This window comes from Nostoc sp. DSM 114160 (assembly GCF_053470305.1).
In genome coordinates this window covers 3,155,937-3,176,682 of the sequence record NZ_JBPFGO010000001.1, presented here as the reverse complement: position 1 = coordinate 3,176,682, position 20,746 = coordinate 3,155,937, and the positions used below count along the sequence as shown (strand labels likewise).

The window sequence follows — 20,746 nt, the reverse complement described above, 5'->3', positions numbered from 1 at the left end:
AAAACTGTGTAGCTGTGTAGGTTGGGTTTCGTTCCTCAACCCAACATTAGGCGTTAATTGTTGGGTTTCGTTCCTCAACCCAACCTACTAACTACTAGCTGACCACTGATCAACTATTTCAAGCATTTTTTTAATACTTATACCTTTGATCATCTTTTTACCATGTGGAATTTTAACTCTTTCCACGACATCATTCAATGATTTAAACTGTTCTTTATTACGTTCATTTTCTACTGCTTCCGCTATCTGGGAAGCTTTTTTTTGATTAAAACCAGCATTTCGTAATTTGGAGACAATTTTAACTTGACTAAGCGTTTTAAAAACTTCTATTGGTTCAGTCTTATCAACCATCTGCTTTTTAAGCTCTTTGACTTCATTTTCTAACTTTGCATTACCAGTTGCTTGCTCTAATATTTGGTTTGTTATCTTTTCAAAACGTGATTCCAAATTTATTAAAAATTGTTCCATGTCTTGGAAGTTGAAAAATGTTTTATCTGAAGAATCAGCTTTTTGCTGTCTAAATAATTCAACTTGCTTTGTTAAAATCTCTTCATTTTCAGACTCAATGATAAATACTCCAATCATTTCGCCCTTACGAGGATCTATCTCTCTAGCTCTAACAGCAGCATAATACTCAAAGTCTCCATCGACTACCTCGTATGATTGCAGACTTGTTCTACGAACAACTATAGGATTAATAACGCCCTCAGAGTCTAAAATTAATCGAGCAGCCTGTTCTAGTTTATCATCTGTGAAAATTGAACGAAGTTTGCTTGAAGTAATTTTTTTTACAGCAACAAGTGATGTAGCTAATTTCATTAAGACAGCCCTATTTTTTGTAAAACTTCTATTGCTAATAACTCAAATTCATGTGCCGAAGTTGAGTCTGGTTTAAAATCTAACACTGATATTGGGTCAGCTATTTCAATATCTCCAACAACCTGAATTCTTTCAGCGCATTTTGCTAAATCTTCTCTTTCATAAATTACAGCATTCATCACATTGATGCCATATCGAATATAAATCTTTTCTAGACGATTTTTTAAAGTTGATTGCACAAACTTCGCATTTGTTGATATTTTACAGGCTAGAACTCCTATGATTTCAATCGGTGGTTTTCTGATTTGTTTTCTAAATCCATTAATAGTTTTTATAAATTCTTTAACATTTGTTAATCCTTGGTTAGCGAAAGGTTTTAGATCCGATGGAATAATAAGAAAATCTGTAGCTATTAACGCAATTTTGGCATATAGGTTTAAAGAAGGTGGTGTATCTATTAACACAACATCATATTGATCTTTTACTTTCTCTAGCTTTTCAATTAGTATCAACCTACTATAATCAAGTGCATTCAGTTCCGTTTCTAGTTTTATCAAATCAATGTGTGCAGGAACTACATAAATTTCTGGATTACTAAAATTAGATTTTCTGGCTACTTCTGCAATAGGATAAAAATCTTCTGATTGTAATACATGAAAAATATTAGAATCTTTTATATCATCAAACTCTTCATCATCAAATTTAACCAAACCAGTAGCAAATGTAGTGTTAGCTTGGCTATCTAAATCAATAACTAGAACTCTTTTTCCTTTCTTCCTAATAGCAGCAGCTAAATTAACTACAGTTGTTGTCTTACCAACGCCACCTTTATTATGGTAAACCGCGATTGTTTTCATTGAATGTTTCCTTTTGGTTTCAAATTTGGAATTATTTTCAGTTATTTGAGCTTCGGATATATCTACTAACTGTCTTTCTTTTAGACTCTCTCTACCAATTAAACTTTTAATCTGATCTAACTTAATTTCAACTTCTTTCCCAGAACATTGAAATATTAACTGAATATCAGTCTGTAATTTTTGATAAATTCTAATCTCTTTGCCATTAGTCAACAATCCATACCTGACATTCAAGCTGGTTAAATAATGCCTGAGTCGAGGAACATGATGATTTAAGTTTTGTTTGGGATGCTTTGCCTCCATAACAACACTTAGCGGTGAGTTGGCATCCAAGACAAAGGGAATCACTTGTGCAGCAAATGCTAAAAAATCTAAACGGATGCTACCAATGGCAACCTCTTGATGCCAGGTGTCAGGAGTATAACCTAGCTGTGGTAGCAAATATTGCACTATGAGTTTGCTTTCAACTTCGCTTTCGTTACGGCATAGCTCAGGATTAAAAGGCAATATTTTTCTACCTCTAAATAATTATTGGACTTGGGACAAAACCTGATATTTGCTAGATTATGGCATAGCCTTAATGATGTTGAGTGATAGAAATCACTGAGAAAAACATAAATAATCATGATAAAATTAGTACTTTTGCTGATACAATAACCAATTTTGAGAGTTAGCTATATTCAAAATTAATAGGCTACGTATGTATTTCCCCATTATCCCTGTAAATGGCTAAAATCAAAGTGTTTACCTATTTGCGCTAAAGGTTTTGGCTACTGTATCTTGTCCCCACTGCCATCAACTTGTTGATAGTCAAGCTATTAGTTGTCCCTACTGCCGGACTACACTTAAAGCTTACGGTCATCCCGGTATTCCATTGCACCGCGCCGCTGGGGATGGGTATCTGTGCGACACCTGCACCTATCACGCTGATGATACTTGCAATTTTCCTAAACGTCCCTACGCCAAAGACTGTACGCTCTATCAAAATATTGAAGAGACAAAATTAGAGTTGGAACAGCAGCGTTACACTAACAGTTTTGCAGTAACTGTGAAAAGTTGGGTAAAACGCAATCAGGCTTTGCTGTTACTTTTGGGTTTATTATTGGTCTGTTTGTTGTTCGTGATATTAAGGTCTTGATTTGGGTTCTCTGGGGAGTTGAAAATATAACGCTTCTGTGTTGAGTCTAATACAGAACTAAAAAGGGAGCATCTCACTTTTGCAAAAGTAAGATGCTCCCCTTTTACACGACGTGCCTTTAACAGTTGACCATCATCAGCACCAAATACAGTGTCATACCAATTCAAAATTCAAAATTCAAAATTCAAAAATAAGAAACTGAGACGTAGCAGATGTTTGAGCGTTTGCATCTGTATCATATTTTTTGTGAAATGGTGTCATTATCGCTTTGGGCTGCTAACCAGAAATCATCAGTCGTATGCCAAGGCATACTTTGATGCTCTTGGATAAGAAAGTAGCGTTTTTCAGCAGCAATACCAAATAAGAACTTGAGTGTACAACAATTCCGGTCTGCCAGCCAAACATCGTCTTATTCAATAGTAGATAAATCATACTATGCACTCCAGAATTACTGGAGCAAGTCGAAGAGAATGCAATACTTTTCGGATAAGCCTAACAATCTCTCTTTTGGTCTGGGAAAAGGTAAATTCAAACCCTTTCCCTTTCCCCTTTCCCCCAAAACCCGAAAAGTATTGGAAGGGAATGTTAAGCTGAAAATTATAGAATGAACATTTACTCCTGTCTGAAAGGTGGTGAATTTAAGAAACCACTACTAACGAAATATGAGAAGTATTTATCAAATAGTTTAACATCCATTGGCGGACAAACAATTGCAGAATCTGCCAATCCATTGAGGGTATTTTGATAGTCATAATCAACTGTATTTTGATACAACTCCATGATTGTCAAAGAATCTTGATAGACTTTTTCAGACATCATGGGTAAAAGCGGATGTAAAACATTTTCCTGAGAGTGCCTGAAATTTGCAATTAGCTCATCTTTCCACTGAGTATATGGTAACTTCTTGAGTTGATAACCATAAGAACAAATAAACTCAAAAAGCTTGATAAGTCCAATATTTTCGTCGGGTGGCGGTACTATATGGAAAGCTTTTCCTAGAGATTCTTGCTTTTTGGATAAATGGATAATTGCTCTGCTGGCGTAATCCACAGGAAGCAATTCTTCTTTTTGATCTATGAGTTCCGGATAACTACCAAGCTGTATGCATCCTTTAATAACTCTAGGCACAAAAGAATCTTGTGTATGAGCAATACCTGTTTTGCTATGTCCCATAAGAAATCCTGTTCTGAAGACGCTAACAGGTATTCCCCTAGATTTGGCAACCCATACAAGATTTTCGGCTACCCATTTGGTTTGAGCATAGCCAAGATCCAGAGCAACATAGTCTTTACAAGACTCGATGTTGTCATCTTCGTAAACTACTTTTTGTCCTGTAAAATGGCTGATTGCACCAAAAACAGCAATGGTAGAAATGTAATGCATTGGTTTAATTTTGCCCATACAAGCTAATCTGAGAACTTCTTGAGTTCCAAGAACATTGGATGCCTTGATTACAGAGTATGGTTTAGCAAAATTGACTTGGGCAGCACTGTGATAAATAGTATCAATTTGCAGACCCAGTTTTTCAAACTGTTCAATAGGAATACCCAAGTATGGCTGTTCTAAGTCTCCCGGAATCGCAATCATACGAGAGCTAAAATTTGGGTGATGAAGGGAATATTTTTCTAGGTTTTGTTGAATCTTTTTTAACCCTTCATGCTCGTTTGTGGAACGCACCAGGCAGTATATTTTTGCTTGAGTTTGATGTAGCAGTTCATCAAGTAAAAAAGCCCCCAAAAAGCCTGTAGCTCCTGTAAGAAAAACATGACGCAATTCACCGACCTGAGCAACAGTTTTTCCTTGAGCATCGATCGCAGGGTCGAGTACTACCTCAGATTTGAGATCGATCGCACTGGTTAGAGTAGAAACGCCATCTCGACGCACTGTCTCTATTACCTGAGCCAGCGCTTCTATAGTGGATTTCTCAAACAAGCTTTTTAGGGGTAAATCTACTTGAAAGGTTTCTTTTACATAAAAAATCAACTGAGATGCTAGCAGGGAATTACCGCCAAGCTCAAAGAAATTATCGTGAATCCCAACTTCTGCGATCGCCAAAACCCGGCTCCAAATTTCAGCCATTTGTGACTCAATCGGGGTACGAGGTGCGACAAATGCTGCTTCTAAATCGCTTCTATCCATTTCCGGCTCTGGTAGACTACGAATATCTACATTGCCGTTGTATAGCTGTTTAGTTTGTCGATCGCCAGGGATTGTTAATAGGGGTAAGTTGGAAATTGTCTGGTCTGGGTTAGAGACAATACTCTGTAAGAGAGTAGAAAAATGCTCTATCATCAAGGCGATCGTTTCAGCTTTAAATAGGTCAGTACTATATTCCAAGTTGCCCGATATCCCTGCTGCTGTCTCGCGTAGTTCCAGGTATAGATCGAACTTGGATGTCCCGTTGTCAATTTCCAGGCGGTTCATTGTCAATCCGGGAACAGTCAGCTTAGGTCTTGGGGTATTCTGAAGATGAAACATCACTGAAATCAGTGGATTTTGCTTCAAGTCCCGCTTAATTTGCAGACCATCAACTAGTTTCTCAAACGGTAAGTCTTGGTGAGTATAACCCGATAAAGCTACTTCCCGGACTCGGCCTAACAACTGCCGGAAACTTGGGGAGTCAGACAAGTTGGTTCGCAATACCAAAGTATTGAGCAAAAACCCAATTAGTCCTTCTAATTCAGAACGGTGGCGATCGCTAATCGGAGCGCCTACTAAAATGTCTTCTTGCCCTGTGTAGCGAAATAGGAGTGTCTGGAATGCTGCCAACAAGGTCATAAACAAGGTAGTACTTTCTTGGCGCGAGAGAACATTGAGGGCATCTGTTAGGGATTTGGGAATAACGACTGATTGACGCGCCCCTTGATATGTTGGCTCTAATGGTCGTGGATAATCGGTGGGCAATTCTAATATGGGTAGACTGCCACTCAAATGTTGCTGCCAATAGGCAAGCTTATTATCTAAAATTTCACCTTGTAGCGACTGCCGTTGCCAAGCTGCAAAGTCTGCATACTGAATAGCTAAGTCAGGAAGAGGAGAAGGGTTGCCAGTGCAGAAAGCTTGATAGAGAGCTGACAGTTCCTCGAACAAAACACTTAAAGACCAATCATCACAAAGAATGTGGTGTAGGTTGAGGAGGAATATATGTTCTTGTGAACTCAATTGCAGCAATGTTGTTCGTAGCAATGGTCCTTGAACTAAATTGAAAGGACGTTGGGCTTCTTCAAGGATGAACTGGCGGACTTGAGATTCTTGCTCGTCTGGAGACAGCCCTTGGAGATTCACCACTAAGAGTTTGATGGGAAAAGTTGAGTGGATGACCTGTATGGGTTGTCCGTTCAAGCTCGAATATGTAGTTCGTAGGACTTCATGACGGTTGATAATTTCATTCAAGCTCTGCTCTAATATTGTGGCGTTGAGTACACCTCTGAGGCGAAAGGCTTCGGGCACATTGTAAAAAGCATGATTGGGTACTAACTGGTCAATAAACCACAACCGTTCTTGCCCAAAGGAAAGCGGTAAATCGCCATCGCGCCCAATAGATTGTATTGGCACAGAACATCCTATGTTTTCCTGTTGTGCTTGTCTAATGCTTTGGGCTATTTCAGAGATGGTGGGCGCTTCAAAGAAATGCCGCATTGGTAACTCAACTTGAAAGATGTCGCGGATACGGCAGAGGATCTGAAAGGCTAGTAAGGAATGGCCTCCCAACGCTAAGAAATTGTCATGAACGCCAATGTTTTTTAGACCCAATACTGTAGACCAAATTTCTGCTACTCGTTCCTCAATAGGAGTGCGAGGAGCAACAAACTTCTCATTTGCATTCAAAGTTTGAACGGGTGCTGGGAGCGCCTTACGATCGACTTTTCCATTAGCTGTTAAGGGTAAAGCACTCAATTGCACAAACCGAGAAGGGATCGCGTAGTCGGGCAATTTCTGTTTGAGAAAACGGCGTAAATTACCAACATTCGTGTCTGATGATTCGGGCTTGGGAACTACGTAAGCTACTAGGCGTTTGTCGCCAGGGGAAAATTCTCTAGCAATCACCACAGCTTCTTGCACATCAGGATGTTGCCACAGTGCAGTTTCAATTTCTCCTAGCTCAATCCGGAAGCCGCGAATCTTTACTTGTTGGTCAATGCGTCCAATATACTCAATGTTGCCGTCTGGTAAGTAACGAGTTAAATCCCCAGTTTTATATAATTTTGAATTGTTGAATGGGTTGGGAATGAATCGCTGGTCTGTCAGTTCTGGACGGTTGAGATAACCTCTAGCTAGTCCCTCGCCGCCAATGTATAGTTCTCCAGAAACACCTGTGGGTACTATCTGCATTTGTTCGTCCAACACAAGACAGTATGTATTGGCGATCGCACGACCAATTGTCACGATGCTGTCGCCTTTCTTTATCAAGGCAAATGTGGAATAGGTTGTATCTTCTGTCGGGCCGTATAGATTAAAGACTTTTTGAATATTGTCCAACGTATATATCTGCTGCACCAAACGATTTTGCAGAGGTTCACCTGCTAAGTTAACGATGCGAACAGAAGCGGGTATACCTTGAATTCTCAGTAACTCTGCGATCGCAGATGGCACTGTATTGATGAGAGTGACTTCGTTAGCGGCAGGTAAGGTCGGTAAATACAAGGCATTTTCTGCCAAAATCACCTTACCACCCCAACTGAGGGGAACAAATATTTCAAAAACTGAGAGATCGAAGCAAATAGATGTTGCGGCTAGGACTCCAGCTAGATCCTCGGTTGTAAAAACTTCTTTTGCCCAATGCAACAAAGCGACTGTGCTGTGATGTTCGATAGCTACCCCTTTCGGTTTACCAGTCGAACCGGAGGTGTAAATGACATAAGACAGGTTTTTATCTGTGGCTAGACAGGTTAAATTCTCCTGACTTTGTTGAGTAATTGCCTCTTTATCGCTATCTAGACAAACTATATGGGCCTGATGCTCTGGAAGCTTTGAAAGTAAATTTTGTTGTGTCAGCAGTATCGATAACTGTGAGTCCTCTAGCATGAAAGCTAGGCGCTCTGAGGGATAGGCTGGATCTAAGGGGACATAAGCTCCACCTGCTTTGAGGATGGCTAATAGTCCAACGATCATTTCCAGCGATCGCTCCAGACAAATGCCAACTAAAACCTCAGGTTGGACATTCAGAGTTTGTAAATAGTGCGCTAGTTGATTAGCTCGCTGGTTAAGTTCTTGATAAGAAACTTGTTTGTCTTCAAATATGACTGCAATTTGCTCAGGTGTTTTTTCTACTTGATATTCAAACAACTGATGGATACATATATTACTTACGTAAGCTGCTGGATTTTCTTGCCATTCCAGAAGCAGCTGGTCTGCTTCTATCTTGGGTAAACTGAGGTCTTGTTGAGAACTTTCAGTAGAATTTTTCACAATAAATTAGTAGTTTTTGATACTACTAATTTATTCTTAAATACTTAAATTGGCTAGTCACAATGAAAAGTTTCTACTTGGTATGAGTTTAGAGGAATGAAAATAGTGGGCGTTTCGTAAGAATTACAGCAGATTGCAACAGGGGTGAAGTACAGACAATCTGAAGGGCACAGCATTGCTGTGCCCCTACGTGTGTACTTCATTTACCTGGTCGTGCCCAGAATGCCCAGACTATACGTCTACGTTGGTGTGGGACGGCAGTCGCTCCACTTGGTGAGCTACCGTGTACACACAAGTATAGACCGCAAGGGTTTCAACTCTTTAGTTGCCGATAAATCCCCAAATTGTAGGCAACTTGAAACTCTATTTATCCCCCTAATTTTAGAGCTAGGGCGACGAAACCAAGTTTCAGATAGGATTTCTCGACTTGTGTGTACACCGTAGACTTGGTGAGTGAGTCGCAGTCTTGGCACTCTGCGTCGATTGCGAACTCACGAACCCGAAGCGGGAGACCCCAAGACTGCGCTGCCTCATGAATGGGCACTCACCTGTCTGGGTACTTGGTACTGGGTACTGGGAAAAATTTCTCTTTCATTTGGTGGTGGGTCAAAGCCCCCACCATAATTTTTCATTTTGTAACCCAATCCCCAATCCCCAGTCCCTTTTACCTGAAAACCCTGTAATTGTTCTTCAATAGATAGGGAGAACAATCTCAAATTCAGTTCCCTCAAGGGGCTGAGAACGCACAGTTAAAGTACCGCGATGTTGTTGGATAATGGAATAGCTAACAAATAACCCCAAACCTTGACCGCGACCAATGGGTTTTGTGGTAAAAAACGGTTCAAAAATCCGCTCTTGCAGATTTACAGGAATCGTACTATCTGTATTGGCGATCGCAATTCGTAACCAGTCACGATCTATCACTCCAGTACGAATCCGAATTTCTGGGTGTTGGCTGCTTTGGGGATTATCTCGAATCGCATCAATGGCATTGTTAATCAGATTTAGGAAGACTTGATTCAACTGGCTAGGATAGCAAGTAACTAAAGGTAGATTGCCATACTCCTTAATGACGCGCACTTCGGGTTGATTTTCAGAAGCTTGTAAGCGATGTTGCAAAATTAACAGCGTGCTTTCAATACCACTGTGTAAATCTACAGCTTTGATTTCGGCTTCATCTAAGCGAGCAAAGTTGCGTAAACTCTGGACAATTTTGCTGATGCGATCGCTACCACTCTTCATAGATTCTAAGGTTTGATTAGCATCTTTAAACAGAAAATCAAGCTCAATCTCTTCCTTCATCGCTTGAATAGCTGGATTAGGTTGGGGATATTCCTGCTGATAAAGTATCAGCAAACGCATCATATCTTGAATGTAATTTTCTGTATGGGTAAGATTACCTTTAATAAAATTAACTGGATTGTTAATTTCGTGAGCAATACCAGCTACCAATTGACCGAGAGATGACATTTTTTCGCTATGAATTAATTGTCCTTGAGTTTGCTGCAATTTTTTCAAGGTCTGCTCTAAATCTTGGGCTTTTTGGTTGAGAGCTTGGGTTTTGTGTTCTACCTCTGCTTCTAGGGTGTAAGAATAGTTTTCGGTTTGTTGATACAGACGGGCATTTTCCACAGAGATAGCGGCTTGACTAGTTAGGAGTTGGAGAATCTCGATGCGATCGCTGCTAAAAGCGCCTAAAGTTAAGTTGTTCTCTAGGTACAAAATACCGATGAGTTTTCCTTGGCGACTAATGGGAGTACATAAAACTGATTTGGGCTGGTGAGCGATAATGTAGCGATCGCTGGCAAATTGCACTGCTGTACTCAAGTTTTCAAACACAGCCGTCTCTTGAGTTCTTGCTACTGCATAAATCAAACTTTGGGGAATTTCTGAGTATTGCTCCAGGGGAATTTCTAAAGTTTTTACCAGTTCTCGATCGGCTTGAGCTACAACTAACCATTGTTCATCTTGGCGAAGAACCAAATGACCGATTTGGGCGCCAGCATTGGCGATCGCGATCTGCATCAAGGTTGCCAACAATTTCTCTAATTCAATTTCTTGAGAGATGGCTTGTGCGGCTTTCATCACCGCTTGTAAGTCTAAGTATAAATTTTGGTTGCTAGAACTTTTAGTTACACTTTTCATCAAAGTTAAGGGGATGGTTGCCGTAGATGTGATGGTAAGATTAGGCGATTGGAGAATGGCTGTTAGTAGTTGCGGATATTGTTCTTCTAAATGGGCAACTTTCGCCTTTGCACCCCAATGGGCGTAGCAGTAGTAGGCTTGTTGCATATAGTCTGCGGCCAGCTTCTCTTTGCCCCAAGCTAGGTAGAATTTGGCGGCCAGCTCATTGCTGAGTGCTTCTTCTTGGATATAGTTGTTTTCTTTTGCCCCCTGAATGGCTTTTTTATAGTAGGTGATTGCGTCTAAATGACCTAAAATTTTTGCCCGCTCTGCTTCAACTAAATCATATTTGTGCTGATGATTGGCGGGAGCGTGAAAAGCCCATTGACTCATCAATTTCTGGTTTTCTGCAACTTTTTCTAGTGCCGATTGTTGCTCTGCCTCAGTGCCATTTGAACAGGTAGCCAACAGAGCGAGGGAGTAATAGAAATTATGTTCGGCATACTGCAAGAAGCCAACCATGTTTCCCAGGTATTTTTCGGCTTCTTGAGCATGGATAAGTGCCTGCTGATAGTCCTCAAAGATGAACAGAAGAATGGTCTTTGCTAGATGAAGCAGGAACAACAGAGTTCCGTTTTGAGTTTCAATTAAAATCGGCAATATTTTTTGCTCGTCGAAACTCTCCCCAACGAGTATTAGGGGATCTTCTGCTGCTCCCATCAAATTCAACACCAGCTGACGACAAATTTGCCCGAAGTAAATTTGATACTCTTGTTTGAATTTCAACAACAGATCGATGTATTTTTGCTGTTGCTGATTTACCTGCTCCAGTGCTTCACCGACAAAGAAAAGATAGTTACAGTAGGAGGCGGCGTTGTAGCAGGCATACTCTACATCACCCGTTTCTAATCCAACCTGAATCGCTTCACGTAAAGGAGCGATCGTTTTCCGAGCGGGTTCTTGCCAGTGCCGCACAAACACATCAAAAATATTGATCGCTTTTGCATACAATTTCCTCTCGTTGAAGCGCTCCAGCAATTTTAATCCTAATTTTCCAAACCGATAGCCTTTTTCAATTCCGGTTGGGGTACCACATAGAACCAGACCATAAAAGGTGTAGCCAAATGCTGAAAATGCCGAGTTGCCAAATTGAATCGATAAGTTCACTAGTGTGTAAGCAATCAGTGGTAACAACTCTGGTTTAGCATTCAGGCTGGGAGTGACCATTGCGATCGCAATTCGCATGGCTGCTAACTTGTGCGGATCGAGCATCTCTGGAAGGTTAATTAAATCCTCGATCGCTAACTCCAGTGGGGGTTCTTTAAACAGCGGTTCACCCAAAAATTCCAGCACTTGTAGAGAGGTATCGATCGCTGCCAGCATTTGATTCTGAGCAATGTAGAAATAGATTTTGATTTCATACATCTTCACCTTTTGCAGCAAATCCTGGGCGTGCTGAAGAACAATTTCTGAAAGCCGTTCTGCCTGCTCGAAATGGGTACTCAGGTACTCAATTTCAGCCGCTTCTGTATAAAGGGCAAGGGTCAGGTCGTAACGATCTGACCAACCGTTTTCTGGGAGCGCTGCCAGCCCTGCTGTGAAGTATTTATTTGCCATTTCATAGGCGGTGGCTGCCTTGGCTTTTTGTCCTGCAAGCAGGTTCAGTTGAGCTAGATCCAATTCTTGCAGCCTGGAGATTTCGTCACCATTTTCTGCATTCAACAATCCAGGAGAACTTTTTTGAGGTGTCAATTTCAGACCGTAGTTCAATTGATTGACAATTTCAAAAATTTTCCCTTCTCGCTCTGCTTCCGGCGTATTTGCCCACAGTTGCTGCCCGATTTGGAAGTGGATAGACTGTTTTCGATCTTCTGGAATCAGACTATAGGCAGTTTGTTGGACGCGATCGTGCAAGAATTTATAAGGAACGACAATCTCAGCACCGCGATTGATATGGTCTGAGTTATTTGATTGGAAGAACTTGTAAGTTTCGCTAATGGGGAGAATCAGTCCTTCTTGTAAGGCTGTCCATAGGTTGGTCGCTATATCAACAAGTGATTTTTCACAGACCATTGCCAAGGTCTTCAAATCAAATTGGTTGCCAATACAAGCCGCCAGTTTCAAAAGCTCCTGTGTATCCACCGGAAGTTTTTGTAACTGCAATGCTATGAACTCTACCACTCCATCGGTCAATGCCAACTGCCGCACCGAAGCCAGGTCGCATTGCCAGTAACCCAGTTCAGGCTGAAACTGAATGCAACCCTCTTCGTGCAGTGCTTTGAGAAACTGCGTTGTAAAAAAGGGATTGCCTTTAGTTTTTTGATATACCAATTGCGTCAGGGGTTGAGCCAGTTCGTGGGGACAACTTAAGGTGTCTGCCACCAATTGATTCACCGTTATTTCGGACAAGGGTTGCAAGGCGATCGTATTGACGGTAGCTTGGGCTTGCTGAATCTGCTCCAGCGTCAGTATCAAGGGATGAGTCGGAAAAACTTCATTATCTCGATAAGCGCCCAGAATGAGTAAATATCCAGAACTGGCTTCACTCATCAATAATTGCAGCAAATTCAGAGAAGCCGAATCTGCCCATTGCAAGTCATCTAGAAACATCACCAGCGGATGCTCAGGGGTGGTAAAAACCTCGATAAATTTCTGAAATAGCAAATTAAAACGATTTTGGGCAGCATTACCAGATAGTTCTGGGACTGGGGGCTGTTGACCGATAATTCGCTCTAGTTCCGGGATCACATCAACAATTGCTTGTCCGCTTTCACCCACAGCCGCCAAAATTTTCGCCCTCCATTGGGCCAATTGGACATTACTCTCACTCAGCAGTTGTCCCATCAAATCACGAAAGGCTTGCATCAAGGCACTGAAGGGAATATTACGCTGCAACTGATCGTACTTGCCTTTGATGAAGTAACCGCGTTGTCTGACAATCGGTTTATGAATTTCATTGATCGCCGCAGTTTTACCAATCCCGGAAAATCCTGCTACTAGCATCATTTCTGAACTGCCATTAGCGACGCGCTCAAAAGCTTTGAGCAAGTTTGCAACTTCTGTTTCTCGCCCATAGAGTTTTTCGGGGATAATGAAGCGATCGCACACATCCCGTTGTCCCAAAACAAAGGCTTCTATTCTACCCGTTGCTTTCCATTGATTGAGACAGCATTCTAAGTCATATTTCAAACCCAAGGCGCTCTGATACCGATCTTCGGCATTTTTCGCCATCAACTTCAATACTATCTCTGAAACGATCGCGGGAATTTCTGGATTAATACTGTGTGGGGCGAGTGGCAGCTTGGCTAAATGACAGTGTACTAACTCCATCGGATCGTTGGATTGAAAGGGTAATTGTCCAGTCAAAAGTTCGTACAATGTCACCCCTAAAGCATAAAAATCACTGCGGTAATCAATGCCGCGATTCATTCGTCCGGTTTGCTCTGGGGAAAGATAGGCAAGGGTTCCTTCCAACACATTCGGATTTTGGATTTTTTGGGTTTCGCGGGGGAGGAGTGAGGCAATGCTGAAGTCAATCAGCTTGACTTGTTGTGATTCTGGATGAATCAGAATGTTGGCGGGTTTGATATCTTTGTGGATGACTCGATGCTGGCAGACATCATGGAGAATATCAGCAATTTGTCGGGCTATTTCTAAAAATTCTCCTAAAGATAAGGAATAATTTTGGGTATAATCCCGTAGGGAAATGCCGCCAAAGTCTTCCATCACTAAGGCATAGCTGTTAGCGTATGCTTCTAGGCTTAATGGATGAATTATGCCAGGAATGTTGAGATTTTTAGTAATTGCATACTCGTTACGAAACTGTAATAATTCGTTAAAGTTGGGGTAGTCTTGCCGTAATAGTTTAATCACCACCGGACGCTGACTTGACTCCTGCACTGCTCGATAAACTATTGTCTGAGAACCTGCATAGAGCTGCTTAACAATGGCATAACCAGGGATATACGGCAATGGATTTGAATCGGGGATTGCTGCCAGCGTCGTCATAGGGTAAAGTTAAAATTTTTAGAAGAAGTCGATCATTTTAATATTTCCCAAGAATTTGGCAGAATAAACATTCCGTAACTTGTATACATAATTAATTGAGCCACAACTAAACAAAATTCAATGCTGCTTGCACGAAGATTGTCAATGACAGTTGTATCAACAACTATGCGAACAGTTAGTGCAGTATTTCTAGATTCAAAAGAGAGCAATGCGATTTTGTGAGACGATCCACCTAGAGAGCGATCGCTAATCAACTCTTATGTATAAATTGAATAAAGTGTGGCAATTCCTTCAAAGGCTTCATCCAAAATTGCCACTATCGGGAATGGTAAAAAATAACAAACTATACTCAATCCCTAATCTTCAGGCTGTGATGATTTTGGCTGCTTCTGCAATTTTCAAACTGTGGTGATTTTGGATGTTTCGGCAATAGGTTCAACTTGTATCGGTGGGACTTTTTCTTCAAAGATGGCTAAGTCAAACCAAAAAGTGGTGCCAATGCCGACTTCACTCACTAGATAGACTTTACTACGATGTCTGTCGATGATATTTCTAACAATCGATAAACCTAAACCCGTACCTTCTAGGGTGTGAACTCGGTTTTCTACGCGGAAGAAGCGTTCAAAAATTGAGTGTTGATCTTCTGTGGCGATGCCAATTCCAGTATCGGAAATTTCAATCCGCACTGGTGCAGATTCGTTGTGACTGGGTTTGAAATCTAGTTGGTAGGCGCGGATTGCTACTTTACCACCGGCTTTGGTGAATTTAAGCGCATTACCAATCAGGTTGCCAAACACTTGTACTAATAGATCGTAATTACCTAATACTAGCGGCAAATTAGGGGCAACTTCTTGAACAAGTTCAACACCTTTATCTTTTGCATTGAGTTGGTAAGTACGCAGGGTTTGCTCGATCGCTTGGGCTAAATCTACGCCATCAAAGCTGTAGTTGCGACCAGATTCAAGTTTTGATAAATCCAAAACATCGTTAACTAGGCGAGTTAGGCGATCGGTTTCATGGTTGACTGTTTGCAGAAACTCTTGGCGTTCTTGTAAAGCTAAGTCTTCGCCGTAGTCGTGCAAAGTTTCAATATAAGTTTTAATGTTAAATAGAGGCGTTCGCAGTTCGTGAGAAACGTTGCTGATAAATTGACTTTTTGCCTCGTTTAGTTCGACTTCACGGGTTATATCTTGAATAGTAATCGCAATACCTTTGATGCTTTCTCTTTGCAGATTGAGTACTGTAGTCAAGAGAATACGAATCGTCCGTGGGGTGGGTTGGTTAATAAAAATTCGGAATTCGGCGCTTTCGCATTCGCCTGCTGCCATTTCGTACAAGGGACGGGTGATTTCGATTTGTACTGATGCTGGCAAGTGATGCAAGACATTGCCACCGACTACATTAGCGGCTTCCCAGCCAAAAATTCGCTCTGCTGTAGGGTTGACTAAAATCACCTGCATGTTGTGATCGATCAACACGGCACCATCTGCGATCGTGGAAACTAAAGTTTCTAGCTTGGCTTTTTCTGCGGTTAGTTCTTCAATGTTCTGTTCTTCATAGCGCTCTAATCGCTCTGCCATCTCATTAAAGCTGAAAATTAATTCCCCTAGTTCGCCGCCTAAAGGTAAATTAATCCGCTGCTTAAAATTCCCGGTAGCAATTTGCTTTACCCCCACCAGTAATTCTTTAATCGGCTTGGTGATGGTCAAAGCGTTAATCACTCCTGCTAAAATCACCATTACCCAAATGGTGATAAAAACGGCAATGGTGACATCGCGGGTAAAATTGGTGGAGATAACAGCGGTCTGATTGGGGTTGATCCCGATCGCTAATACACCTAAGTATTTTTTATTGACAATCAGGGGAATAAATACATCGGTGACTGTCCCATCTGGAGTTGTGTGTTGCCGCACCATCGGCTTTTCCCCATCACCAGGGTAATCTTCTGGCAGTTGTATCCGCCGTTTAATGGTAAGGGAATTTTCTACCTCGGCTTCCCAAAAAGGAATGCCAAAAAAGATTTCCCCGTTTTCATCGGCGTAGAGCATATAACGCACGCTAGAGGTGCTGCTATAGAAACGTTGGGAAAATCGGGCGACCTCGGTGAGATTATTGTCAGCGACCAAGGGGGTAACGTTGGCAGCAAGCAGCAGCCCCAAATCACGACCAAAGCGGGTGTCATTCATCCGCGCATCCTGCTGAATTGTATTTACAGCCCAGAAGGTCAAACCACTCATCACCAACGAAACTACCATTGTGGCCACAGCCAGCAGTTTAGTCTGGAGAGTGAATTCCGACCACCAACTTGCGATCGCATCTCGAATTGATTTGAACAGACTTAGCATCTTAAATAAAGTTGTTAGTAGTCTTTGTTATAAAGCCCAACAACTTAAAAATTAACAGTTAATTTGACAAATATGTTAGGGAAAGAGGGAATAGGGCATTGGGCATGGCGAATAACTCCTAACTCTTAACTCCTAACTCTATAACCAATATCTTTCCGGTAATACATCCCCTGAAACTGAATATGTTTGATACTAGCGTAGGCTTGGGCGATCGCTTGCTCAAAATTTTCTCCAATTCCGGTCACATTTAATACTCGACCCCCATCTGTGACTATTTCTTGTTGCTGGTTCAATTTCGTACCTGCATGAAATACAGTTGCTCCTGCTGCTTCTGCCTGCTCAATGCCAGTAATTACCTGGCCTTTTTGATATTCTCCTGGATAACCACCGGAAGCGGCAACGACAGTAGCAGATGCTCCCCCTTTCCAAACAATGGGCGGCAATTCACTTAAGCGCTGCTGTACGCAAGCTAGAATCAACTCTTCTAGGGGTGTTTCTAACAGTGGTAAAATCACCTGGGTTTCCGGGTCGCCAAAGCGACAATTAAATTCCAAAACTTTCAAGTCGCCATCGGGTGCAATCATTAACCCAGCATACAGCACGCCTCGGTAATCAATGCCTTTAGCTCTTAAGGTGGCGATCGCTCTTTCTAATACTTCTGTTTGAATGCGTGCCATCAACTCTGGTGTAGCGATGGGTGCGGGGCTGTATGCTCCCATCCCGCCAGTATTTTCGCCCGTATCGCCCTCACCAATCCGCTTATGATCTTGCGCTGGCAACAAGGGTCTAATTGTTAACCCATCAGTCAACGCTAAAACTGACACCTCTTGCCCAATCAAACATTCTTCAATGACGACAAATTTACCAGCACTGCCAAATTGTCCTTGAAAAATTGCATCAACGGCACTTTCTGCCTGTGCAACTGTTTCAGCTACCGTTACACCCTTACCAGCCGCCAAGCCATCAGCTTTAACAACAATGGGCGCTCCCTGAGATTTGACGTAAGATTTTGCTGCCTTAGCTTCCGTAAATACCGCAGCCCGTGCCGTCGGAATTCCTGCTTCTTGCATCAAGGCTTTTGCCCAAGCTTTACTCGCTTCAATTTGCGCTCCGGCTCTGACTGGGCCAAATACCATCAATCCTTTATCTTGGAGATAATCTGTGATTCCCTTAGATAGGGGAATTTCTGGGCCAACTATTACCAGAGTTACGCCATTTAAGAGAGCATATCGGCTCATTCCCTCAAAATCATCTACTGCTAAGGGCAAGTTTTGGCAACGTTCCATACTTGCCGTGCCCCCATTCCCTGGTACACAGATAACTTGCTCAATTTGCTTAGATTGCAACAGTTTCCACGCCAGAGCGTGTTCGCGCCCTCCATTACCAACAACTAAAACTTTCACTGATTTCCTCGTGCGTCCCTTGCAAAATGAGAATACCTTAACTGCTCTCGCGGATCAATTTTTTCATCAATTCTCACACTTGTGCAAGTTTCTTTTGGTTTACAGGAGAATTCAGGAGTCAGAATAGGCTTATTGGTGTCAATTTAAGGTCAAATGCTTGTACCACATACACTTGAGACGCGATAAATCGCCGTCTTTACAAGACGCGATAAATCGCCGTCTCTACAAGTATTTTGGACTTATCTGAATTGTAAGTTTTTTCTTAAAAATTAAATTTGACTAATTAGTAGAATTGGAATTTTTATTGTTAACAATTACCAAATAAAGTTAGTAACATATTTTCAGCAGACGTATATTAGTTGAATTATCTTTTTTGCTGATACGAATCAAATTATCTATGAAAAAATCATCAATCAATAACCAATTTTTGATTATAATTATTAACTTGTGAATATCGCGGTTAATCAGGATATAAAAATCGGCAACATGGCTAAAATTATCGTTACTGGAGTCGCAGGCTTTATTGGTTCTCAGCTTGCAGAAACATTGCTAGAACAAGGAGAAGAAGTAATCGGGATTGATGAATTTAATGATTATTACGATCCGATGTTAAAGCGAAATAATGTTGGACACTTATATCGTTTCCCTGGTTTTGCATTAATTGAAGGAGATATGCAGTTTTTAGATTGGCAAAAACTCCTAAAAGATGTTGATGTAGTTTACCATCAAGCGGCACAAGCAGGGGTCAGAGCAAGTTGGGGTAAAGCTTTTCGAGGCTATACAGAACGAAATGTTAACGCTACACAAGTTTTGCTAGAAGCAGCTAAGGATGCTAAAGACCTCAAAAGATTAGTGTTTGCCTCTTCATCTAGTGTATATGGTGATGCGGAAACATTACCTACTCACGAGAAAATTTGTCCTCAACCTGTTTCTCCTTACGGCATTACGAAGCTAGCAGCAGAGTTTTTGTGCGAGCTGTATTACAAGAACTTTGGTGTGCCCTGTGTGACATTGCGCTATTTTACAGTTTATGGCCCCAAACAGCGCCCAGATATGGCATTTAATAAGTTTTTTCAATCCATTTTGCACGATGAGGCGATTCCTATTTACGGCGATGGCCAGCAAACGCGGGAGTTTACGTTTGTTAGTGATATCGTCGCCGCTAATTTAGCCGCCGCTAACGCACCCCAAGCAGTGGGAGAAATCTTTAATATCGGTGGTGGTAGCAGGGTGGTTTTAGCAGAAGTTTTAAATACGATTGAAGAAATTGTTGGGAAGCCAATCAAAAGAAACCATATAGAAAAAGCGATGGGAGACGCGCGCCACACGGCTGCTGATGTATCTAAAGCGCAGAAAATTCTCGGATATCAGCCGCAAGTCTCCCTAAAAGAGGGTTTGACGCAGGAATGGGAGTGGGTAAAATCTTTGTATTCCCTATCTTCTTAATTTTCCTGATTCTCTTTATCTGTTGAACCGTTTTGCCCTTAGCTGGTAGTCAAAACAACACCTTGGCGTGTAGCACGCTTGCGGTCGCTTTTACGAGTACCTCCAGCCATCTGATATTGATGGCTATTTTTACCAAACTTATGAGCAACACCAAGCAAAATTTTTTCAGAATAATCTGCTAAATCTTGTTCATTTTCAATAATTTGGGTTAATAAAACATCAATATTAGAGAGGGTAGTATTGTAAATTTCCAGAGATTGACGGAGATTTTCAATTTTGTCAGTGTAATCTTTAACTGTTAAACTTTCTCCTACATCTAGGGTAGGACTAATAGATTTAATACTTGCCAAGCGCATTTCAGCTTTGCTCAGAATACGTGAATCGCGTTTGTGCCTTGCCATTAATACTCCTTTGCCTGAAAAGATAACCTAAACTTTTAGTAATTCCATAGTGGACAATTTTTTAAAAGGTTGTCCTGAGTAAAATTATTTATTTTTTTAATCATTAAAATTTGAGTATTTTCACCAATTTTTATCTTACCTCTCTCTTTGATAACCCAATACGCTTGGGTTAAAAAAAATTGTAGGTTGGGTGAAGCAAAGCGCAACCCAACAAAGCTATGAAAATGTTGGGTTTTGTTCCTCAAACGCCACTTGCTTCTTTCTTTGGGAGACGCGCAAGGGATAAGTCGGGAAACTTCCCATGCAGAAGCGGAAGTTCTTGCAGGGAAGGCGGAAGTTATTACAAGCTGCGCGAAACACCAAAACGTCTTGGCGGAAGTTGCTACAGACTGCGCAAAACACCGAAACGTCTTGGCGGAAGTTCTTACAGGGAAGGCGGAAGTTGCTACAGACTGCGCAAAACACCGAAACGTCTTGGCGGAAGTTCTTGCAGGGAAGGCGGAAGTTCTTGCAGGGAAGGCGGAAGTTGCTACAGACTGCGCGAAACACCGAAACGTCAACCCTGGAGCAATATTTTTTGATGCGATCGCAAAATTCCGAAATTAACTAATTGGGGAGTGGAGAAGGAAACACCAGTGATTTGAGTAATATCGCAACGGTAAATAAAGATGTATTCGATAGTTGTGTCAATCAATCCTAATATTATCCTTCTGGAGGCTCTATGAATTTTCTAATTCCGATTTATATTGTGCGTAGGTCAAACAAATTTGCTTTTTACTATTTGCAATTTGCAGCG

Annotated in this window: 11 protein-coding genes; 4 read left to right on the top strand and 7 right to left on the bottom strand. The window is 41.5% G+C overall.

Annotated features, from left to right (window positions below; all coding sequences use genetic code 11):
- Positions 1-87 precede the first annotated feature (87 nt).
- Positions 88-819, bottom strand: coding sequence for a ParB N-terminal domain-containing protein (locus tag NSTCB13_RS14015; RefSeq protein WP_448272743.1), 732 nt, complete (start codon positions 817-819; stop codon positions 88-90).
- Positions 819-2,183: an AAA family ATPase gene (locus NSTCB13_RS14010; RefSeq protein ID WP_448272742.1), complete on the bottom strand. Its 1,365-nt coding sequence runs from the start codon at positions 2,181-2,183 to the stop codon at positions 819-821. Before NSTCB13_RS14010 ends, NSTCB13_RS14015 begins: the two co-directional genes overlap by 1 nt.
- A gap of 259 nt (positions 2,184-2,442) precedes the next feature.
- Here NSTCB13_RS14010 and NSTCB13_RS14005 point away from each other — a divergent pair, with 259 nt between their 5' ends.
- Positions 2,443-2,814 (top strand): zinc ribbon domain-containing protein, encoded by a 372-nt coding sequence (locus NSTCB13_RS14005; RefSeq protein ID WP_322678886.1) that lies wholly within the window; start codon positions 2,443-2,445, stop codon positions 2,812-2,814.
- Positions 2,815-3,426: 612 nt separating this feature from the next.
- Here the strand turns inward: NSTCB13_RS14005 and NSTCB13_RS14000 are convergent.
- Positions 3,427-8,223 (bottom strand): amino acid adenylation domain-containing protein, encoded by a 4,797-nt coding sequence (locus NSTCB13_RS14000; protein WP_448272741.1) that lies wholly within the window; start codon positions 8,221-8,223, stop codon positions 3,427-3,429.
- A gap of 453 nt (positions 8,224-8,676) precedes the next feature.
- On the opposite strand from NSTCB13_RS14000, the gene NSTCB13_RS13995 reads away from it, so the two are divergent.
- On the top strand, positions 8,677-8,847 hold the full coding sequence (locus NSTCB13_RS13995; protein ID WP_448272740.1) for a hypothetical protein: 171 nt from the start codon (positions 8,677-8,679) through the stop codon (positions 8,845-8,847).
- 66 nt (positions 8,848-8,913) lie between these two features.
- Here the strand turns inward: NSTCB13_RS13995 and NSTCB13_RS13990 are convergent, their stop codons facing one another.
- The 3 genes from NSTCB13_RS13990 to purD all read right to left on the bottom strand — a co-directional run bounded on the left by NSTCB13_RS13990 (position 8,914) and on the right by purD (position 18,103).
- A complete protein-coding gene (locus NSTCB13_RS13990) occupies positions 8,914-14,355 on the bottom strand; it encodes a trifunctional serine/threonine-protein kinase/ATP-binding protein/sensor histidine kinase (protein ID WP_448272739.1) in 5,442 nt (1,813 codons plus the stop codon).
- Positions 14,356-14,753: 398 nt separating this feature from the next.
- The gene (gene nblS, locus NSTCB13_RS13985) at positions 14,754-16,700 is read right to left on the bottom strand and encodes a two-component system sensor histidine kinase NblS (protein ID WP_445628039.1); all 1,947 of its coding nucleotides are present in this window, start codon (positions 16,698-16,700) and stop codon (positions 14,754-14,756) included.
- 125 nt (positions 16,701-16,825) lie between these two features.
- Entirely contained in the window at positions 16,826-18,103 is a 1,278-nt protein-coding gene (purD, locus tag NSTCB13_RS13980; RefSeq protein ID WP_448272738.1) for a phosphoribosylamine--glycine ligase, read from the bottom strand.
- Positions 18,104-18,589: 486 nt separating this feature from the next.
- Here purD and NSTCB13_RS13975 point away from each other — a divergent pair, with 486 nt between their 5' ends.
- Positions 18,590-19,549 (top strand): NAD-dependent epimerase/dehydratase family protein, encoded by a 960-nt coding sequence (locus tag NSTCB13_RS13975; protein ID WP_448273201.1) that lies wholly within the window; start codon positions 18,590-18,592, stop codon positions 19,547-19,549.
- A gap of 38 nt (positions 19,550-19,587) precedes the next feature.
- Here NSTCB13_RS13975 and NSTCB13_RS13970 read toward each other — a convergent pair whose 3' ends face one another.
- On the bottom strand, positions 19,588-19,950 hold the full coding sequence (locus NSTCB13_RS13970) for a hypothetical protein (protein ID WP_445628042.1): 363 nt from the start codon (positions 19,948-19,950) through the stop codon (positions 19,588-19,590).
- A gap of 234 nt (positions 19,951-20,184) precedes the next feature.
- Between NSTCB13_RS13970 and NSTCB13_RS13965 the strand changes: the two genes are divergently transcribed.
- Entirely contained in the window at positions 20,185-20,556 is a 372-nt protein-coding gene (locus NSTCB13_RS13965) for a hypothetical protein (protein WP_448272737.1), read from the top strand.
- Positions 20,557-20,746: the final 190 nt, after the last annotated feature.